Here is a 13,013-nt window from a genome sequence, read left to right on the forward strand (position 1 = left end):
GGCGCCCGCGCGACCCGAACCCGTGTCGATCGCCCGGGCCGGCGCAACGGGGCCCGTCGAATCAGGGCTTGTCGAGCGAATCCCGGATCTCGCGCAGCAGCAGCACTTCCTCGCTGGGCTTCGGGGGCTGAGCGGGCTTTTCCTCTTCCTTGCGCTTCATCGCGGTGATGACCTTGATCGCAACGAAAATGGCCAGCGCGACGATCAGGAAATCGACGATGGTCTGGATGAAGGCACCGTAGTTGATGGTGACCGCGGCGGCCTCGTCGGTGGCCTTCTTCAGCACCACCGCGAGTTCGGAGAAATCGACTCCGCCGATCGCCAGGCCCAGCGGCGGCATGATGATGTCGTTGACCAGCGACGAGACGATCCTGCCGAACGCCGCGCCGATGACGATGCCCACGGCCATGTCGATCATGTTGCCCTTGATTGCGAACTGTCTGAATTCCGAAAGCATGCCCATTCCTTCGTTGTCGACGGAGCGGACCCGTAGCGATCCGCGAAACGATGCCACCGGCGGCCTTCGGCCGACCGCGCCGGCGGCTCCTTGGCGGAGTATAGGGGAACCGGCGATCACTGCTGCAGACCGCAACGCGACGCCGCGCAGGGCCCTGGCCTCGATCCTGACTCAACCGGCCCGGGCTTCGAGTGCTTCCCAGGCGGCATAGGCCGCGTCGATCTCCAGCTGCAGCGCGGCGACCGCCTCGTTGACCTCACGGATGGCCTCGGCCGACTCCTGGTACAGCGCCGGGTCGTTGAGCCGCGCGGTCAGTTCGGCCATGCGTGCTTCCAGGGCTTCGACCTTCCCCGGCAGCGCATCGAGCTCGCGCTGCTGCTTGTAGCCGAGCTTCTTCGACCTGGCGGCGGCCGGCGGCGGCGCCGTTCCGGGTGCGGTCGATCCGACCCGGGCCGGGCCGGCAACCGGCGTCTCGCGCGGCCGGACCTGGCGCTGCCAGTCGGAATAGCCGCCGACGTATTCGCCGACCCGGCCGCCCTCCTCCATCACCAGGGTGGCGGTCACCACGTTGTCGAGGAAGTCGCGATCGTGGCTGACCAGCAGCAGCGTGCCCGGATACTCGGCCAGCAGGGCCTCGAGCAGCTCCAGGGTCTCGGCATCCAGGTCGTTGGTCGGCTCGTCCATGACCAGCAGGTTCGAGGGCCGGGCGAACAGCTTCGCCAGAAGCAGCCGGTTGCGCTCGCCGCCGGACAGCCGGGAGATCGGCGCGCGCGCCCTGTCCGGAGAGAACAGGAAGTCACCGAGGTAGCCGATCACGTGGCGGTCGCGGCCGTTGATCGTGACGAAGTCGCGTCCGTCGCCGACGTTTTCGGCCGCGCTCCAGTCGTCGCGCAGCGCGGCCCGCTGCTGATCGAAGTACACCACCTCCAGCCGCGTGCCGAGCCGGACCTCACCGGAGCTCGGCTGCAGTTCGCCGAGCATCAGCTTCAGCAGCGTCGACTTGCCGCTGCCGTTCGGCCCGATCAGGCCGATCCGGTCGCCGCGGAAGATCGTCGTCGAAACGCCCTCGATCAGCGTCTCGCCACCGTAACCGAACGAGACCTCCTCGAGCTCGATGACCTTGCGCCCCGACTTCTCCGCCTCGGCGACGTCCATCCGGACCTGACCGAGCTGTTCGCGCCGCGCCGCGCGCTCGGCCCGCATTCGCTTCAGGGCGCGCACCCGGCCCTCGTTACGGGTCCGGCGCGCCTTGATGCCCTGGCGGATCCAGGTCTCTTCCTCGGCCAGCCGGCGATCGAACTCGCGGTCGGCCAGCGCCTCGGCATGCAGCCGCTCTTCGCGTCGGCGCAGGTAGTTGTCCCAGTCGCCCGGCCACGACGTCAACCGACCGCGATCGATCTCGACGATGCGGGTGGCCAGGGCGCGCAGGAAGCGGCGATCGTGGGTGATGAACACCAGCGCGCCGGGGTAGCCCGCGAGCAGCGTTTCGAGCCACTCGATGGCGGCGATGTCGAGGTGGTTGGTCGGCTCGTCGAGCAGCAGCACGTCGGGACGCGCGACCAGCGCCCGGCCGAGCAGCACGCGCCGCTTCAGCCCGCCGGACAGGGTTTCGAAGGCGCTGCTGCCGTCGAGGTCGAGCCGCTCGAGCACCTGCGCGGTTCGCTGGTCGGCGTTCCAGCCGTCGGCCGCGTCGATGCGTGCCTGCAGCGCGGCCAGTCGGTCGGGGTCGCCGCCGCGCTCGGCCAGCGCATCGAATTCGCGGATCCAGCCGTGCACCTCGCCGAGTCCGGCGGCCACCACGTCGGCGATCGTTCCGGGCAGCTCGTCCGGCACCTCCTGACGCAGCCGTGCGATGCGGACGCCGGACTGCACCCGCACTTCGCCGGCGTCCGGCGTCAGGCTGCCGTCGATCAGCTTCAGCAGCGTGGTCTTGCCGGCTCCGTTGCGGCCGACCACGGCCACCCGTTCGCCGGGTTCCAGGGCAAGATTCACACCGTCGAGCAGCGGCGGACCGCCGACGGCGAATTCGAGATCGATCAGCGAAAGCAGCGACATGCGGCAAGGATACGCAACGCGAGCCGATCGCGGTGAGGCGCCGGGACGACGCTTGCCGGCGGCCCGCCAGTGGCGCGATACTCGACGCTGTCCAAGCGCAATCCGACCGGATCGTCGAACAGTGCGACCGATGCAGAAACGTCTCGCCGCCCACGGATTCGTGCTCGCCCTGCTGGGCCTGCTGACCGGGCTGATCGGCCCCGATCTGCCGCTGCCCCGGCTCGGACTGGCCGCCCACACCATCGGCCTGCTGGGCGCGGCGCTGCTTCTCGGCCTGGCCGCGTGCTGGCCGCTGTTCGATCTGACCGACCGCGCGCGCCGCTGGATGGCCGGGCTCTGGCTGATCGCGCTGTACACCAACTGGGCCGGCTGCCTGCTGGGCGCCGCACTCGGCGCCGGTCGCCTGACACCGCTGGCCGCACGCGGTGCCGAAGGTCCGGCCTGGGCCGAAGCCGCGGTCGCCGTCCTGCTGGGCGGCGGCAGCCTGGCTGCCTTCGCGGCCGTGATCCTGGGCCTGGTCGGCCTGCGGCGCTGAACCCCGGGACGACGCCGCCGAGGCGAGCGTCCGCGGCTCACTCCGGGACGGCGCGCGATCGACGCCCGCCGAAATCCCGCCTCATTCAGCGCTGCACAGGTGCCCGCTTGCGCGCAACCACCGTCCCGCTGGCCAGGTCCTGCCAGTAGGCCTGCAGGTCGCGCCGCACCTCCGGCAGCAGGAACAGCATGCCGAGCAGGTTCGGGAAGGCCATGGCCAGGATCATCGCGTCGGAGAACCCGATCACGGCCCCGAGCTCCATCGTCGTGCCGATCACGACGAAGACGAGAAACAGCAGCTTGTAGGCCATCTCCTTCGTCGGCGAGCGGCCGAACAGGTAGGTCCAGGCCTTCATGCCGTAATAGGCCCAGGCGATCATCGTCGAATAGGCGAACAGGATCACCGCGATGGCCAGCACCACCGGGAAACCGTCGAGCACCGAGCCGAACGCGCGGCTGGTCAGCTCCACCCCGCTCAGTCCGGTATCGACGTCCCAGACGCCGGTCAGGATGATCACCAGCGCGGTCAGCGTGCAGACGATCACGGTATCGATCATCGGCTCGTACAGCGCAACCAGGCCTTCGGCGACCGGCCGGTCGGTCTGCACCGCCGAATGCGCGATCGCCGCCGAGCCGACGCCGGCCTCGGAGGAGAACGCCGCGCGCTGGAAGCCGACGGCCAGCACGCCCAGCGCGCCGCCGGCGACCGACTCGATGCCGAACATGCTCGAGAACATCAGCGCGAAGGCCGCCGGCACCTCGCCGAGATTCAGGCCGATGACCAGCAGCGCGGCGCCGACGTAGATCACCGCCATCACCGGCACGATCTTCGAGGTGACCCGGGCGATCGAGCGAATGCCGCCGAGGATCACCAGCCCGACCAGCGCGGCCAGGATCATGCCGAACAGCCAGCCCCGGTCGGCCCACCACGACGCCTCGCCGCCGGTGATGCCGACGAACTGCTCGAAGCTCTGGTTGGCCTGGAACATGTTCGCGCCGCCGAACGAGCCGCCGATGCAGAACACCGCGAAGATCGCCGCGCACACCGTCCCCAGGCGAGCCAGCACCGGGCCGCGCCCGGCCAGGCCGCGCGAAAGCGTCCACATCGGCCCGCCCGACACGGTGCCGTCGTCGTTCTCGATCCGGTACTTCACGCCCAGCGTGCACTCGAGGAACTTCGAGGCCATGCCGAGAAAGCCGGCCAGCATCATCCACGGCACCGCGCCCGGCCCGCCGACCGACACCGCGATCGCCACTCCGGCGATGTTGCCGAGCCCGACCGTGCCCGACAGCGCCGTGGCCAGCGCCTGGAAGTGCGTGACCTCCCCGGCATGCGACGGATCGTCGTAGTCGCCGCGCACCAGCCGGAAGCCCTGGGCCAGGCCGCGGACGTTGATGAAGCGGAAATACAGCGTGAACAGCACCGCGCCGGCGACCAGCCACAGCACCACGAACGGCACCCGGGCGTCGCCCAGCGGCAGCGGAAACAGGATCAGGTCCTGTACGAAGGTGGCAATCGGCGAGATCCAGGCATCGATGGTCTCATCGATGCTGCGGGCATCGAGGTCGAAGGCGATGGACATGGGACGGGTCGGAGTCGGCCAGCGAACAGCCTACCAGCCCCGCGTCGGGCCCTCAGCCCCCGTCCGGCCGGACCGTCTTCAGCGCCTCGACGCGGCGCTGGTATTCGCGATAGCTCAGGTAGTACTTGAAGATGTTGGCAACGTAGGTCCGCGTTTCCCGATTGGACACCAGCTCGACGTTGCGGAACCAGCGATTGCGGTCCAGTCCCATCTCGGCGGCGCGCTGCCGATACTGGCGGATCCTGCTCGGGCCGGCGTTGTAGGCGGCCAGCGCGAACGACCATCGTTCCAGGGGGTCGAGTTCCGGCTCGTCGAAGTAGCGCTTCAGCAGCACGTTCTTGTACTTGATGCCGGCGTGGATGTTCTGCTCTTCGTTCTCGATCTCCGGAATGCCGACCACCGGATCGGCCGCCGTGGTCGGCAGCAGCTGCATGATGCCGACCGCGCCGACCGGACTGACCAGCGACTGATCGAAGCGCGATTCCTGGTAGCCCTGCGCAGCCGAAAGCAGCCAGTCGATCTCGTAGCGCTCGGCATAGTGACGGAACAGCGCACTGAGCTCGTCGAAGCGCGTCCGGTCCGCTCCGCTCAGCGGATTGCGCACCCAGGGATTGTCCTGGAGATACCGCCGGATGATGACATTGCCGAACAGCGTGCCGCGGCGATGCTCGCGAACGAACGCGTCGACCGCGGTCTTCAGCGCAACGGCATCCGGGCGCATCGCCCAGGCGATCGCGACATCGTCGCGCAGGACCAGGTCGTCATGCACCACCAGTGCCGGCAACACCTCGCGCCAAAGACCCGTCAGGCTGCTGTCGGCGATCGTCGCCGGATAGACGCCGGCGGCCACCAGCTCGAGGATGTCCTCGGTCTCCAGCAGCTCGTCGACCGCAACGATCTCCGGCGGCGCCAGGCCGCGTTCGCGGAATTCCCGCTGCATGCGCTCGAGCGACTCGCGGTAGCTGCTCGAGGCGCGCACGTGGACCGGCTGCCCGGCCAGTTCGTCGAGACTCGTCAGGACCGGCCCGGACGGGCCGGTGACGACCAGCTCGCGGATGCCGGTCGCCAGCGGCGCCGAGAAGGCGACCTGCGCAGATCGCTCCGGCGTGATCGACAGGTTGGCGGCCAGCAGGTCGACCTGCCCGCCGGCCAGCGCATCGAACAGCGCATCCCGGGCCAGCGGCACGATGACCACTCTCAGGTCGGCAAACGCACCGCCCCGGGCCCGGAGCTGGCGCTCGAAGGTCTCGACGGCTTCCCAGACCATGCCGCGCGGCACGCCCGCGTCGAGGAAGAAATTGGTCCGGCTGAAGGTCGAGCCGACCCGGATCACGCCGCGCTCGGCCATGGCATCGAGATCGCCGGTGTACGGCGCGGTCAACGGCTCGGCTTCTTCGGCCCACGACCGTTCCGGGACCATCGCTGCACAGGCGAGCATCAGAAGCGTCGCGGCCAGCCCCTGCTGCAGAGCCCTGCAGATCATTGTCGCATCGCGCATCGAACCTCCTCCGATCAGCCCCGTTCCGCTGCCATCATAAGCGCGGCTGCCGGTTCGCACCAGCCTCAGACGGGCTGCTCCAGGTCGGTCGAAAACAGCTTCGAGATGTCGCGGAAGGTCTTGAATTCAAGCGCGTTTCCGCTGGGATCCTGGATGAAGAAGGTACCCTGCTCGCCGGCCTGGCCTTCGAACCGGACGTACGGCTCGATCAGGAACCCGATGCCGTGCGCGCGCAACCGCTCGGAAAGCCGCTCCCAGTCGGCCCAGTCCAGCACCGGGCCGAAGTGTCCGGCCGGCACGTCGTGGCCGTCGACGGCATTGCTGGCCGCGGCCGGGTGGTGCTCGGGCTCGACCAGGTGCAGGACCAACTGGTGGCCGAAGAAGTCCAGGTCCACCCAGCGCGACGACTCCCGGCCGGTCGGGCAGCCGAGCAGGTCCGTGTAGAACGCCCGCGTCGCGTCGAGGTCGGTGACCGGCAGGGCCAGGTGGAAAGGGCAGGTCGGGTCGGGCATGGGGAAGTTCGCGTGGTTGGTTGTTGGTTTTTCAGGGTTCAGGGTTCAGGGTTCAGTTTTCAGTGAGCAGTTTTCAGTTTTCAGTTTTCAGGGTTCAGGGTTCAGGGTTCAGGGTTCAGGGTTCAGGGTTCGGTTCTCGGTTCTCGGTTCTCGGTTCTCGGTTCTCGGTTCTCGGTTCTCGGTTCTCAGTGAGCAGTTTTCAGCAAAAATCGGGGATCCGGTCTTGAATAGAAAGTGACCGGCGATCGGGCGCTGGTTCTTGGTTGTTGGTTTTCCTGAAACCTGAACCCTGAAACCTGAACCCTTGAATCCCCAAGCCTTCCACTGTTCACTGAAAACTGAGAACTGAAAACTGCTCACTGAAAACTGCTCACTGAAAACTGCTCACTGCTCACCGCTCGCTACTCACCTGCCCCCTCGTCCTCGGCGACCCTCAGGCAAACCATTTCAGCAGTTTCGTCTTGAAGTCGGAGTACGGGGCGTAGCGGATCGAGGGGTCCGGGAAGCGGCCGCGTTTCATCACCGACTTCAGGTGACTGAAGCGGTCGAAGCCGGCCTGGCCGTGGTACTGGCCCATGCCGCTCATGCCCACACCGCCGAACGGCAGGTCCGGATTCGACATGAACATCATCACGTCGTTGATGCAGACGCTGCCGCAGGCCAGCTCGGACAGAAAGCGCTGTTCGGACGCGCGCGATCTGGTGAACAGGTAGGCCGACAGCGGCTTGTCGCCGCGGCGGACGAACTCGATCGACGCGTCGAGGTCGTCGGACTCGATCACCGGCAAGACGGGCCCGAAGATCTCGTCGGTCATCACTGTCGCGTCCAGGTCCGGGTTCAGCAACACGGTCGGTTCGATCTTGTTCGTCTCGGGATCGGTGCGGCCGCCGATGGCGACCTCGCCCTGGGCGATCAGCGCGGCGACGCGCTCGAAGTGCTTCTCGTTGACCACGGCCGCATAGTCGTCGCTGGCCAGCGGATTGTCTCCGAGCATCTCCGTGAACTGCTTCTTCATCTCGGCGATCAGCGCATCGCGACGCCCGGGCGAGACCAGGATGTAGTCCGGCGCGATGCAGGTCTGGCCGGCGTTCAGGGCCTTGCCCCAGGCCAGGCGCCGGGCCGCGGATTTCAGGTCGGCCGTGTCGTCGACGATCGCCGGGCTCTTGCCGCCCAGTTCCAGCGTGACCGGCGTCAGGTGCTCGGCGGCGGCCTTCATCACGATCTTTCCGACCGCCGCACCGCCGGTGTAGAAGATGTGGTCCCAGCGCTGGGCGAGCAGCGCCGTGGTCTCCGGCACCGCGCCCTCGACCACCGCGAAGGCGTTCCGGTCCAGGTAGCGCGGCACCAGGTTGGCGATCATCTTCGAGGTGTACGGCGCGACCTCCGACGGCTTGAGCACGGCGCAGTTGCCGGCCGCGATCGCCGGGATCAGCGGCGCCAGCGTCAGCTGCAGCGGGTAGTTCCAGGCGCCGATGATCAGCGCCACGCCCAGTGGATCGGGCTGGATGAAGCTCCGGCCCGGCTGCGCGATCGCCGGCGTGTGCACCTTGCGCGGCCGCGCCCAGCGCTCCATCCGCGACCGCGCGTGCTTGATCTCGGCGAACAGCAGCGCGGTCTCGCCGAGCAGGACCTCCTGCGGCGGCTTGCGCAGGTCGGCATGGAGCGCCTCGGCGATCACGCCCTCGTTTTCTTCCAACATGGACTTCATCGCATCCAGCTGCCCCCGCCGCCAGTCCAGCGGTCGGGTCACTCCGGAATCGAACGCCACCCGCAGCCGCTCGACCAGCGCGCGGTACTCGTGGTTCAGGTCGTTGTCTTCGTGGTCGGCCATCGTCCGTCTTGCCCGGTGAAACTCGATGGCTCAGCGTACCGCAGGTCGGGATGGAATGGCGTTCTCGTGGTTGGCGTCCAGAAGATTCGCGCGAAGAGGAGAAGGTGCGAAGAGTGCGAAGAGAGGCAGATAAACAACTGATTCCATTGAACAACGACCGATGACGACGCGCTGGAAAGCTGCTGGTGTCGCTTGGCGAGGCGCCTGCGAAAACCCGCCGTCATCGAGACGCGGAAAACCACTGGAAAAACGGAAACATGGAATTTCTTTGCGGCTTTGCATCCTGTGCGGGCAACGCTCTTCGCGCTCCAACGCAGCCACATCCAAGCCGGGAACTCGGGCGAAATGCATGAATTGTCGAAGGTTTCGCACAACGAAACGCGTTTCTTCGCGGCCTTCGCCCCCGTATCCTCTTCGCGTCCATCATCCAAAGGCCGAGGCCACGCCCGATCAACGCCCCCGCAAGGCCCGCAAGGACGCCACCGGGTCGCCGCCGCGCATCAGGGCCTCGCCGATCAGGAAGGCGTGCAGGCCGGCGGCCTGCATTCGTTCGATGTCGGCGCGCGTGTGCAGGCCGGACTCGCAGACGCCGACGCGGTCGACGGGAATCTGCGGCGCCAGCTGCTCGGAGGTCTCGAGCCGGGTTTCGAAGACGTGCAGGTCGCGATTGTTGATGCCCAGCAGGTGGCCCGGGACCTTCAGCGCGCGGTCCATTTCCTCGGCGTCGTGGACCTCGACCAGCACGCTCAGGCCCAGCTCGAAGCCCAGCGCACTGAAGTCCTGCAGCTGGGAATCATCCAATGCGGCGACGATCAGCAGCATGGCGTCGGCGCCCAGCGCGCGGGTCTCGTAGACCTGGTACGGGTCGACGACGAAGTCCTTGCGGATCACGGGCAGTGCGCAGGCTTCGCGCGCGGCCAGCAGGTCGGCATCGGAGCCGCGGAAGTACTCGACATCGGTCAGCACCGACATGCAGGCCGCGCCGCCGCGCTCGTAGGCGCGGGCCACGTCGCCGGCGTCGGCGTCGCGGTGGATCCAGCCGGCCGACGGAGAAGCGCGCTTGAACTCGGCGATGATCGCCGGCTCCGCGCGGGCCACGCACTCGGCCAGCGCGCCGTGGAAATCGCGGCAGGCCGGCAGCTCGTCGATGCGCGCACGGAGTTCGGCGTCCGAGCACTTTGCACGGCGGGCCGCGACTTCTTCGCGCTTGGTCGCGCAGATCTTGGTCAGGACCGAGGGCGTGCTCATGGCGAGCTCGGTGCGCTCTGGGACCAGGCGGCGTAGGCTTCGAGACGACGCAGCGGCTCACCGTCACCCAACAGGGCCCTGGCCTGCTCGATGCCGGCTTCCAGCGTATCGGCGCGTCCGGCGACGTACAGCGCCGCCCCGGCATTCAGCGCGATGATGTCGGCGGCCGGGCCGCCCTGCCCGCCCAGCGCGCCCCGGATGATCTCCAGGCTTTCCAGCGCGTTGGCCACGGCCAGCCCATCGAGCGAACCGGCCAGGCCGACACCGGATGGATCGAAGGTGAATTCGCGGACCTGGCCGTCCTTCAGTTCGGCAACGCGGGTCGGTGCCGCGATCGAGAACTCGTCGAGGCCGTCGTCGGAATGGATCACCAGCACGTGCTCGCCGCCGAGCTCGGCCAGCGCCTCGGCCAGCGGGCGCAGCCAGCGCGGATCGAACACACCGAGCACCTGGCGCGTGGCGCCGGCCGGGTTGGTCAGCGGACCGAGCAGGTTGAACATGGTGCGCACGCCGATTTCCTTGCGCGGCAGCACCGCGTGACGCATCGCGCTGTGGTGCACCGGCGCGAACAGGAAGCCGACGTTGAGCGTATCGACGGCCTCGCGGACCTGCGCCGGGCTCAGCTCCAGCTTCACGCCGGCCGTCTCCAGCACATCGGCCGCGCCGGACTTGCTGGAGACCGAGCGATTGCCGTGCTTGGCGATCCGCGCCCCGCCGGCGGCGGCCACGAAGGCCGAGGCGGTCGAGACGTTGAACAACGACGCACCGTCGCCGCCGGTGCCGACGATGTCGGTCAGCGGCCCTTCGAGACCGGTCACGCCGCTGGCCAGCTCGCGCATCACGGTCGCGGCGGCGACGATCTCCTCGACCGTCTCGCCCTTGACCGACAACCCGACCAGCAGCCCGGCGATCTGCGCCGGCGTGGCCTCGCCGGCCATGATCTGGTGCATCGCCGAGCGCATCGCGGGCGCGTCGAGGTCGGAACCGCCGGAAACCGTGGCGATGGCGGATTGGATGGGAGTGGAGGTCATGGGGGTCTCTCGGCGTTTCGTGAGTCCTGAACGGTACGGGATTCGGTGGATGAGTTCGGTAGGGGCGAGGGAGAAGGGACGACGGGCGAGTGCGGCGCTTCTACTCGCCCCTCTTCCCTTTCCTCTGGTCCCTCAAATGTTCTCCAGGAAATTCCTCAACAGATCGTGCCCGTGCCGCGTCAGGATGGATTCCGGGTGGAACTGGACGCCTTCCAGCGGCCAGTCGCGGTGGCGGAAGCCCATGATTTCGTCGCGGCCGCTCGGGTCGTCGTCGTCCAGCGCGGTCCAGGCCGTTTCGATCAGTGATTCCGGCAACGATTCCCGCTCGACGACCAGCGAATGGTAGCGGGTGGCCTCGAACGGGTTGTCCAGGCCGCGGAACACGCCCTCGTCGGTGTGGTGCATCAGCGAGGTCTTGCCGTGCATCACTCGGCGCGCCCGAACCACCTTGCCGCCCAGCGCCTGGCCGATGGCCTGGTGGCCGAGACACACTCCGAGGATCGGCACCTTGCCGGCCAGTTCATGGACCACGTCGAGGCACACGCCGGCCTCGTTCGGCGTGCACGGCCCCGGCGACAGTACGATGGCGTCGGCAGCCAGGTCGCGCACGCCGGCCACGTCGATCGCGTCGTTGCGGTGGACCACGACCTCGGCCCCGATCTCGCCGAGGTACTGGACGAGGTTGTAGGTGAACGAGTCGTAGTTGTCGATCATCAGCACCTTCATCGGATGCCCTCGCTGGCCTCGGCGATGGCGCGGATCAGCGCCCTGCCCTTGTTCATGGTCTCTTCCCATTCCAGCGCCGGGTCCGAGTCGGCGACGATGCCGGCGCCGGCCTGCAGGTGGATGCGGCCGCCGGCGACCAGCGCGGTGCGGATGGCGATCGCGAAGTCGGCATCGCCGCTCCAGTTCATCCAGCCGACCGCACCGGCGTAGATGCCGCGGCGGACCGGCTCCAGCTCGGCGATGATCTCCATCGCGCGGACCTTCGGCGCGCCGGACAGCGTGCCGGCCGGGAAGGTCGCGCGCAGCACGTCCATGACGTCCATGCCGGGGACCAGCCGGCCCTTGACCTGGCTGACGATGTGCATCACGTGCGAATAGCGCTCGATGATCATCCGGTCGGTCAGCTCCACCGAGCCGACTTCGGCGATCCGGCCGATGTCGTTGCGGCCGAGATCGATCAGCATCAGGTGCTCGGCGCGTTCCTTCGGGTCGGCCAGCAGCTCGTCCTCCAGCGCCCGGTCCTCGGCCTCGTCGCGGCCGCGCGGCCGGGTACCGGCGATCGGCCGGACCAGCGCCTCGCCGTCCTCGACGCGGACCAGCACCTCGGGCGACGAGCCGACGACCTGGAACGCGTCCCGGTCGTTCCGGAAATCGAAGAAGTACATGTACGGCGACGGGTTCAACGCCCGCAGCGCCCGGTAGACGTCCAGCGGCCGCGCGGCCAGCTCCACGCTCATGCGCTGGCTGAGCACGACCTGCATCGCATCGCCGGCCAGGATATAGTCCTTGATCTTCGCCACAGCCCGCTCGAAATCGGCCTGCTCGAAGCCGTACTCGAAGTCGGCCTCGCCGGGCACGGGCAGATCGACCGGGTGCGGATAGCCCGGCGAGCCGGCGCGCAGCCGGTGCCCGAGCTGGTCCAGCCGGCGCGTGGCCTCGGCGTAGCCGTCGTCGCGGGTCGCGTCGGCCTGCACGATCAGGTACAGGCGGCCGGCCAGCGTGTCGAACACGGCCAGTTCTTCGGCGTCGAGGAGCAGGATTTCCGGCACGCCGAGCGCGTCGGGCAGCGCGCTGAAGTCCAGCCGCGGCTCGATCAGCGCCACGGTCTCGTAGCCGAAGTAGCCGACCAGCCCGCCGACGCGGGGCAGCCCCTCGATCTCGGGCATCGACACCGACTCGGCCAGCTTCCCGATCTCGGTCACCGGGTCGACGTCCTCGCGGGTCTCGACGACGCGCCCGTGGTCCAGAACCTCGAAGGTCCGCCCGGACGCCCGGTAGGCGCGGCGGCACGGCAGGCCGATGATCGAGTAGCGGCCCCAGTTCTCGCCGCCCTCGACCGACTCGAGCAGGAAGGCGTTCGGGCCGTCGGCCAGCTTCAGGTAGACCGACAGCGGCGTGTCCAGGTCGGCCGCGACCGAGCGCCACACGGGAATCCGGGTGTGGCCTTCGGCGCGGTGGCGTTCGAAGTCCTGTGCGTTCACGAGTTCGGGAAATGTCCTGCAGTGCAGCCCTGGCGACCCGCGATTATTGCAGATCGC

The 13,013-nt window shown here is 68.3% G+C and carries 12 protein-coding genes; 1 reads left to right on the top strand and 11 read right to left on the bottom strand.

The genetic code is table 11. The features are described from left to right. Positions 1-61 precede the first annotated feature (61 nt). Together mscL and HFP89_RS05925 are read right to left on the bottom strand one after the other, a co-directional pair. Entirely contained in the window at positions 62-463 is a 402-nt protein-coding gene (mscL, locus tag HFP89_RS05920; RefSeq protein ID WP_168716724.1) for a large-conductance mechanosensitive channel protein MscL, read from the bottom strand. Positions 464-628: 165 nt separating this feature from the next. Continuing rightward, positions 629-2,512, bottom strand: a complete 1,884-nt coding sequence (locus HFP89_RS05925) for an ATP-binding cassette domain-containing protein (protein ID WP_168716725.1) — start codon at positions 2,510-2,512, stop codon at positions 629-631. Between the two features lie 130 nt (positions 2,513-2,642). Here HFP89_RS05925 and HFP89_RS05930 point away from each other — a divergent pair, with 130 nt between their 5' ends. Beyond that, the gene (locus HFP89_RS05930) at positions 2,643-3,047 is read left to right on the top strand and encodes a hydrogenase (protein WP_168716726.1); all 405 of its coding nucleotides are present in this window, start codon (positions 2,643-2,645) and stop codon (positions 3,045-3,047) included. 85 nt (positions 3,048-3,132) lie between these two features. On the opposite strand, the gene HFP89_RS05935 is transcribed toward HFP89_RS05930, so the two are convergent. From HFP89_RS05935 to trpE, 9 genes are all read right to left on the bottom strand, one after another. Then, on the bottom strand, positions 3,133-4,629 hold the full coding sequence (locus HFP89_RS05935; protein WP_168716727.1) for an alanine/glycine:cation symporter family protein: 1,497 nt from the start codon (positions 4,627-4,629) through the stop codon (positions 3,133-3,135). Between the two features lie 52 nt (positions 4,630-4,681). Continuing rightward, entirely contained in the window at positions 4,682-6,127 is a 1,446-nt protein-coding gene (locus HFP89_RS05940) for a transporter substrate-binding domain-containing protein (RefSeq protein ID WP_168716728.1), read from the bottom strand. Between the two features lie 65 nt (positions 6,128-6,192). Continuing rightward, the gene (locus HFP89_RS05945) at positions 6,193-6,639 is read right to left on the bottom strand and encodes a VOC family protein (RefSeq protein ID WP_168716729.1); all 447 of its coding nucleotides are present in this window, start codon (positions 6,637-6,639) and stop codon (positions 6,193-6,195) included. Between the two features lie 433 nt (positions 6,640-7,072). Next, entirely contained in the window at positions 7,073-8,470 is a 1,398-nt protein-coding gene (locus HFP89_RS05950) for an aldehyde dehydrogenase family protein (protein ID WP_168716730.1), read from the bottom strand. Positions 8,471-8,500: 30 nt separating this feature from the next. After that, positions 8,501-8,821 carry a hypothetical protein gene (locus tag HFP89_RS05955; protein ID WP_168716731.1) on the bottom strand — a complete coding sequence of 107 codons (321 nt, stop codon included), beginning with the start codon at positions 8,819-8,821 and terminating at the stop codon, positions 8,501-8,503. A 99-nt stretch (positions 8,822-8,920) separates the two neighbouring features. Then, the gene (gene trpC / locus HFP89_RS05960; RefSeq protein ID WP_168716732.1) at positions 8,921-9,718 is read right to left on the bottom strand and encodes an indole-3-glycerol phosphate synthase TrpC; all 798 of its coding nucleotides are present in this window, start codon (positions 9,716-9,718) and stop codon (positions 8,921-8,923) included. Next, positions 9,715-10,749 carry an anthranilate phosphoribosyltransferase gene (gene trpD, locus HFP89_RS05965; RefSeq protein ID WP_168716733.1) on the bottom strand — a complete coding sequence of 345 codons (1,035 nt, stop codon included), beginning with the start codon at positions 10,747-10,749 and terminating at the stop codon, positions 9,715-9,717. The genes trpC and trpD overlap by 4 nt, the downstream gene beginning before the upstream one ends. Before the next feature lie 132 nt (positions 10,750-10,881). After that, the gene (locus HFP89_RS05970; protein ID WP_240956115.1) at positions 10,882-11,475 is read right to left on the bottom strand and encodes an aminodeoxychorismate/anthranilate synthase component II; all 594 of its coding nucleotides are present in this window, start codon (positions 11,473-11,475) and stop codon (positions 10,882-10,884) included. Beyond that, complete coding sequence (gene trpE, locus HFP89_RS05975; protein WP_346775198.1) at positions 11,472-12,956, bottom strand: anthranilate synthase component I; 1,485 nt, start codon at positions 12,954-12,956, stop codon at positions 11,472-11,474. Before trpE ends, HFP89_RS05970 begins: the two co-directional genes overlap by 4 nt. Positions 12,957-13,013: the final 57 nt, after the last annotated feature.

The organism is Wenzhouxiangella sp. XN79A (genome assembly GCF_012272825.1).
Taxonomy (GTDB): Bacteria; Pseudomonadota; Gammaproteobacteria; order Xanthomonadales; family Wenzhouxiangellaceae.

What these genes read in the sequence shown, in the direction of transcription:
- HFP89_RS05935 (WP_168716727.1), bottom strand. Translation starts at nt 4,629, where the DNA reads ATGTCCATCGCCTTCGACCTCGATGCCCGCAGCATCGATGAGACCATC.
- HFP89_RS05925 (WP_168716725.1), bottom strand. Translation starts at nt 2,512, where the DNA reads ATGTCGCTGCTTTCGCTGATCGATCTCGAATTCGCCGTCGGCGGTCCG.
- HFP89_RS05945 (WP_168716729.1), bottom strand. Translation starts at nt 6,639, where the DNA reads ATGCCCGACCCGACCTGCCCTTTCCACCTGGCCCTGCCGGTCACCGAC.
- trpD (WP_168716733.1), bottom strand. Translation starts at nt 10,749, where the DNA reads ATGACCTCCACTCCCATCCAATCCGCCATCGCCACGGTTTCCGGCGGT.
- HFP89_RS05930 (WP_168716726.1), top strand. Translation starts at nt 2,643, where the DNA reads ATGCAGAAACGTCTCGCCGCCCACGGATTCGTGCTCGCCCTGCTGGGC.
- HFP89_RS05955 (WP_168716731.1), bottom strand. Translation starts at nt 8,821, where the DNA reads ATGCATTTCGCCCGAGTTCCCGGCTTGGATGTGGCTGCGTTGGAGCGC.
- HFP89_RS05940 (WP_168716728.1), bottom strand. Translation starts at nt 6,127, where the DNA reads ATGCGCGATGCGACAATGATCTGCAGGGCTCTGCAGCAGGGGCTGGCC.
- HFP89_RS05970 (WP_240956115.1), bottom strand. Translation starts at nt 11,475, where the DNA reads ATGAAGGTGCTGATGATCGACAACTACGACTCGTTCACCTACAACCTC.
- trpC (WP_168716732.1), bottom strand. Translation starts at nt 9,718, where the DNA reads ATGAGCACGCCCTCGGTCCTGACCAAGATCTGCGCGACCAAGCGCGAA.
- mscL (WP_168716724.1), bottom strand. Translation starts at nt 463, where the DNA reads ATGGGCATGCTTTCGGAATTCAGACAGTTCGCAATCAAGGGCAACATG.
- HFP89_RS05950 (WP_168716730.1), bottom strand. Translation starts at nt 8,470, where the DNA reads ATGGCCGACCACGAAGACAACGACCTGAACCACGAGTACCGCGCGCTG.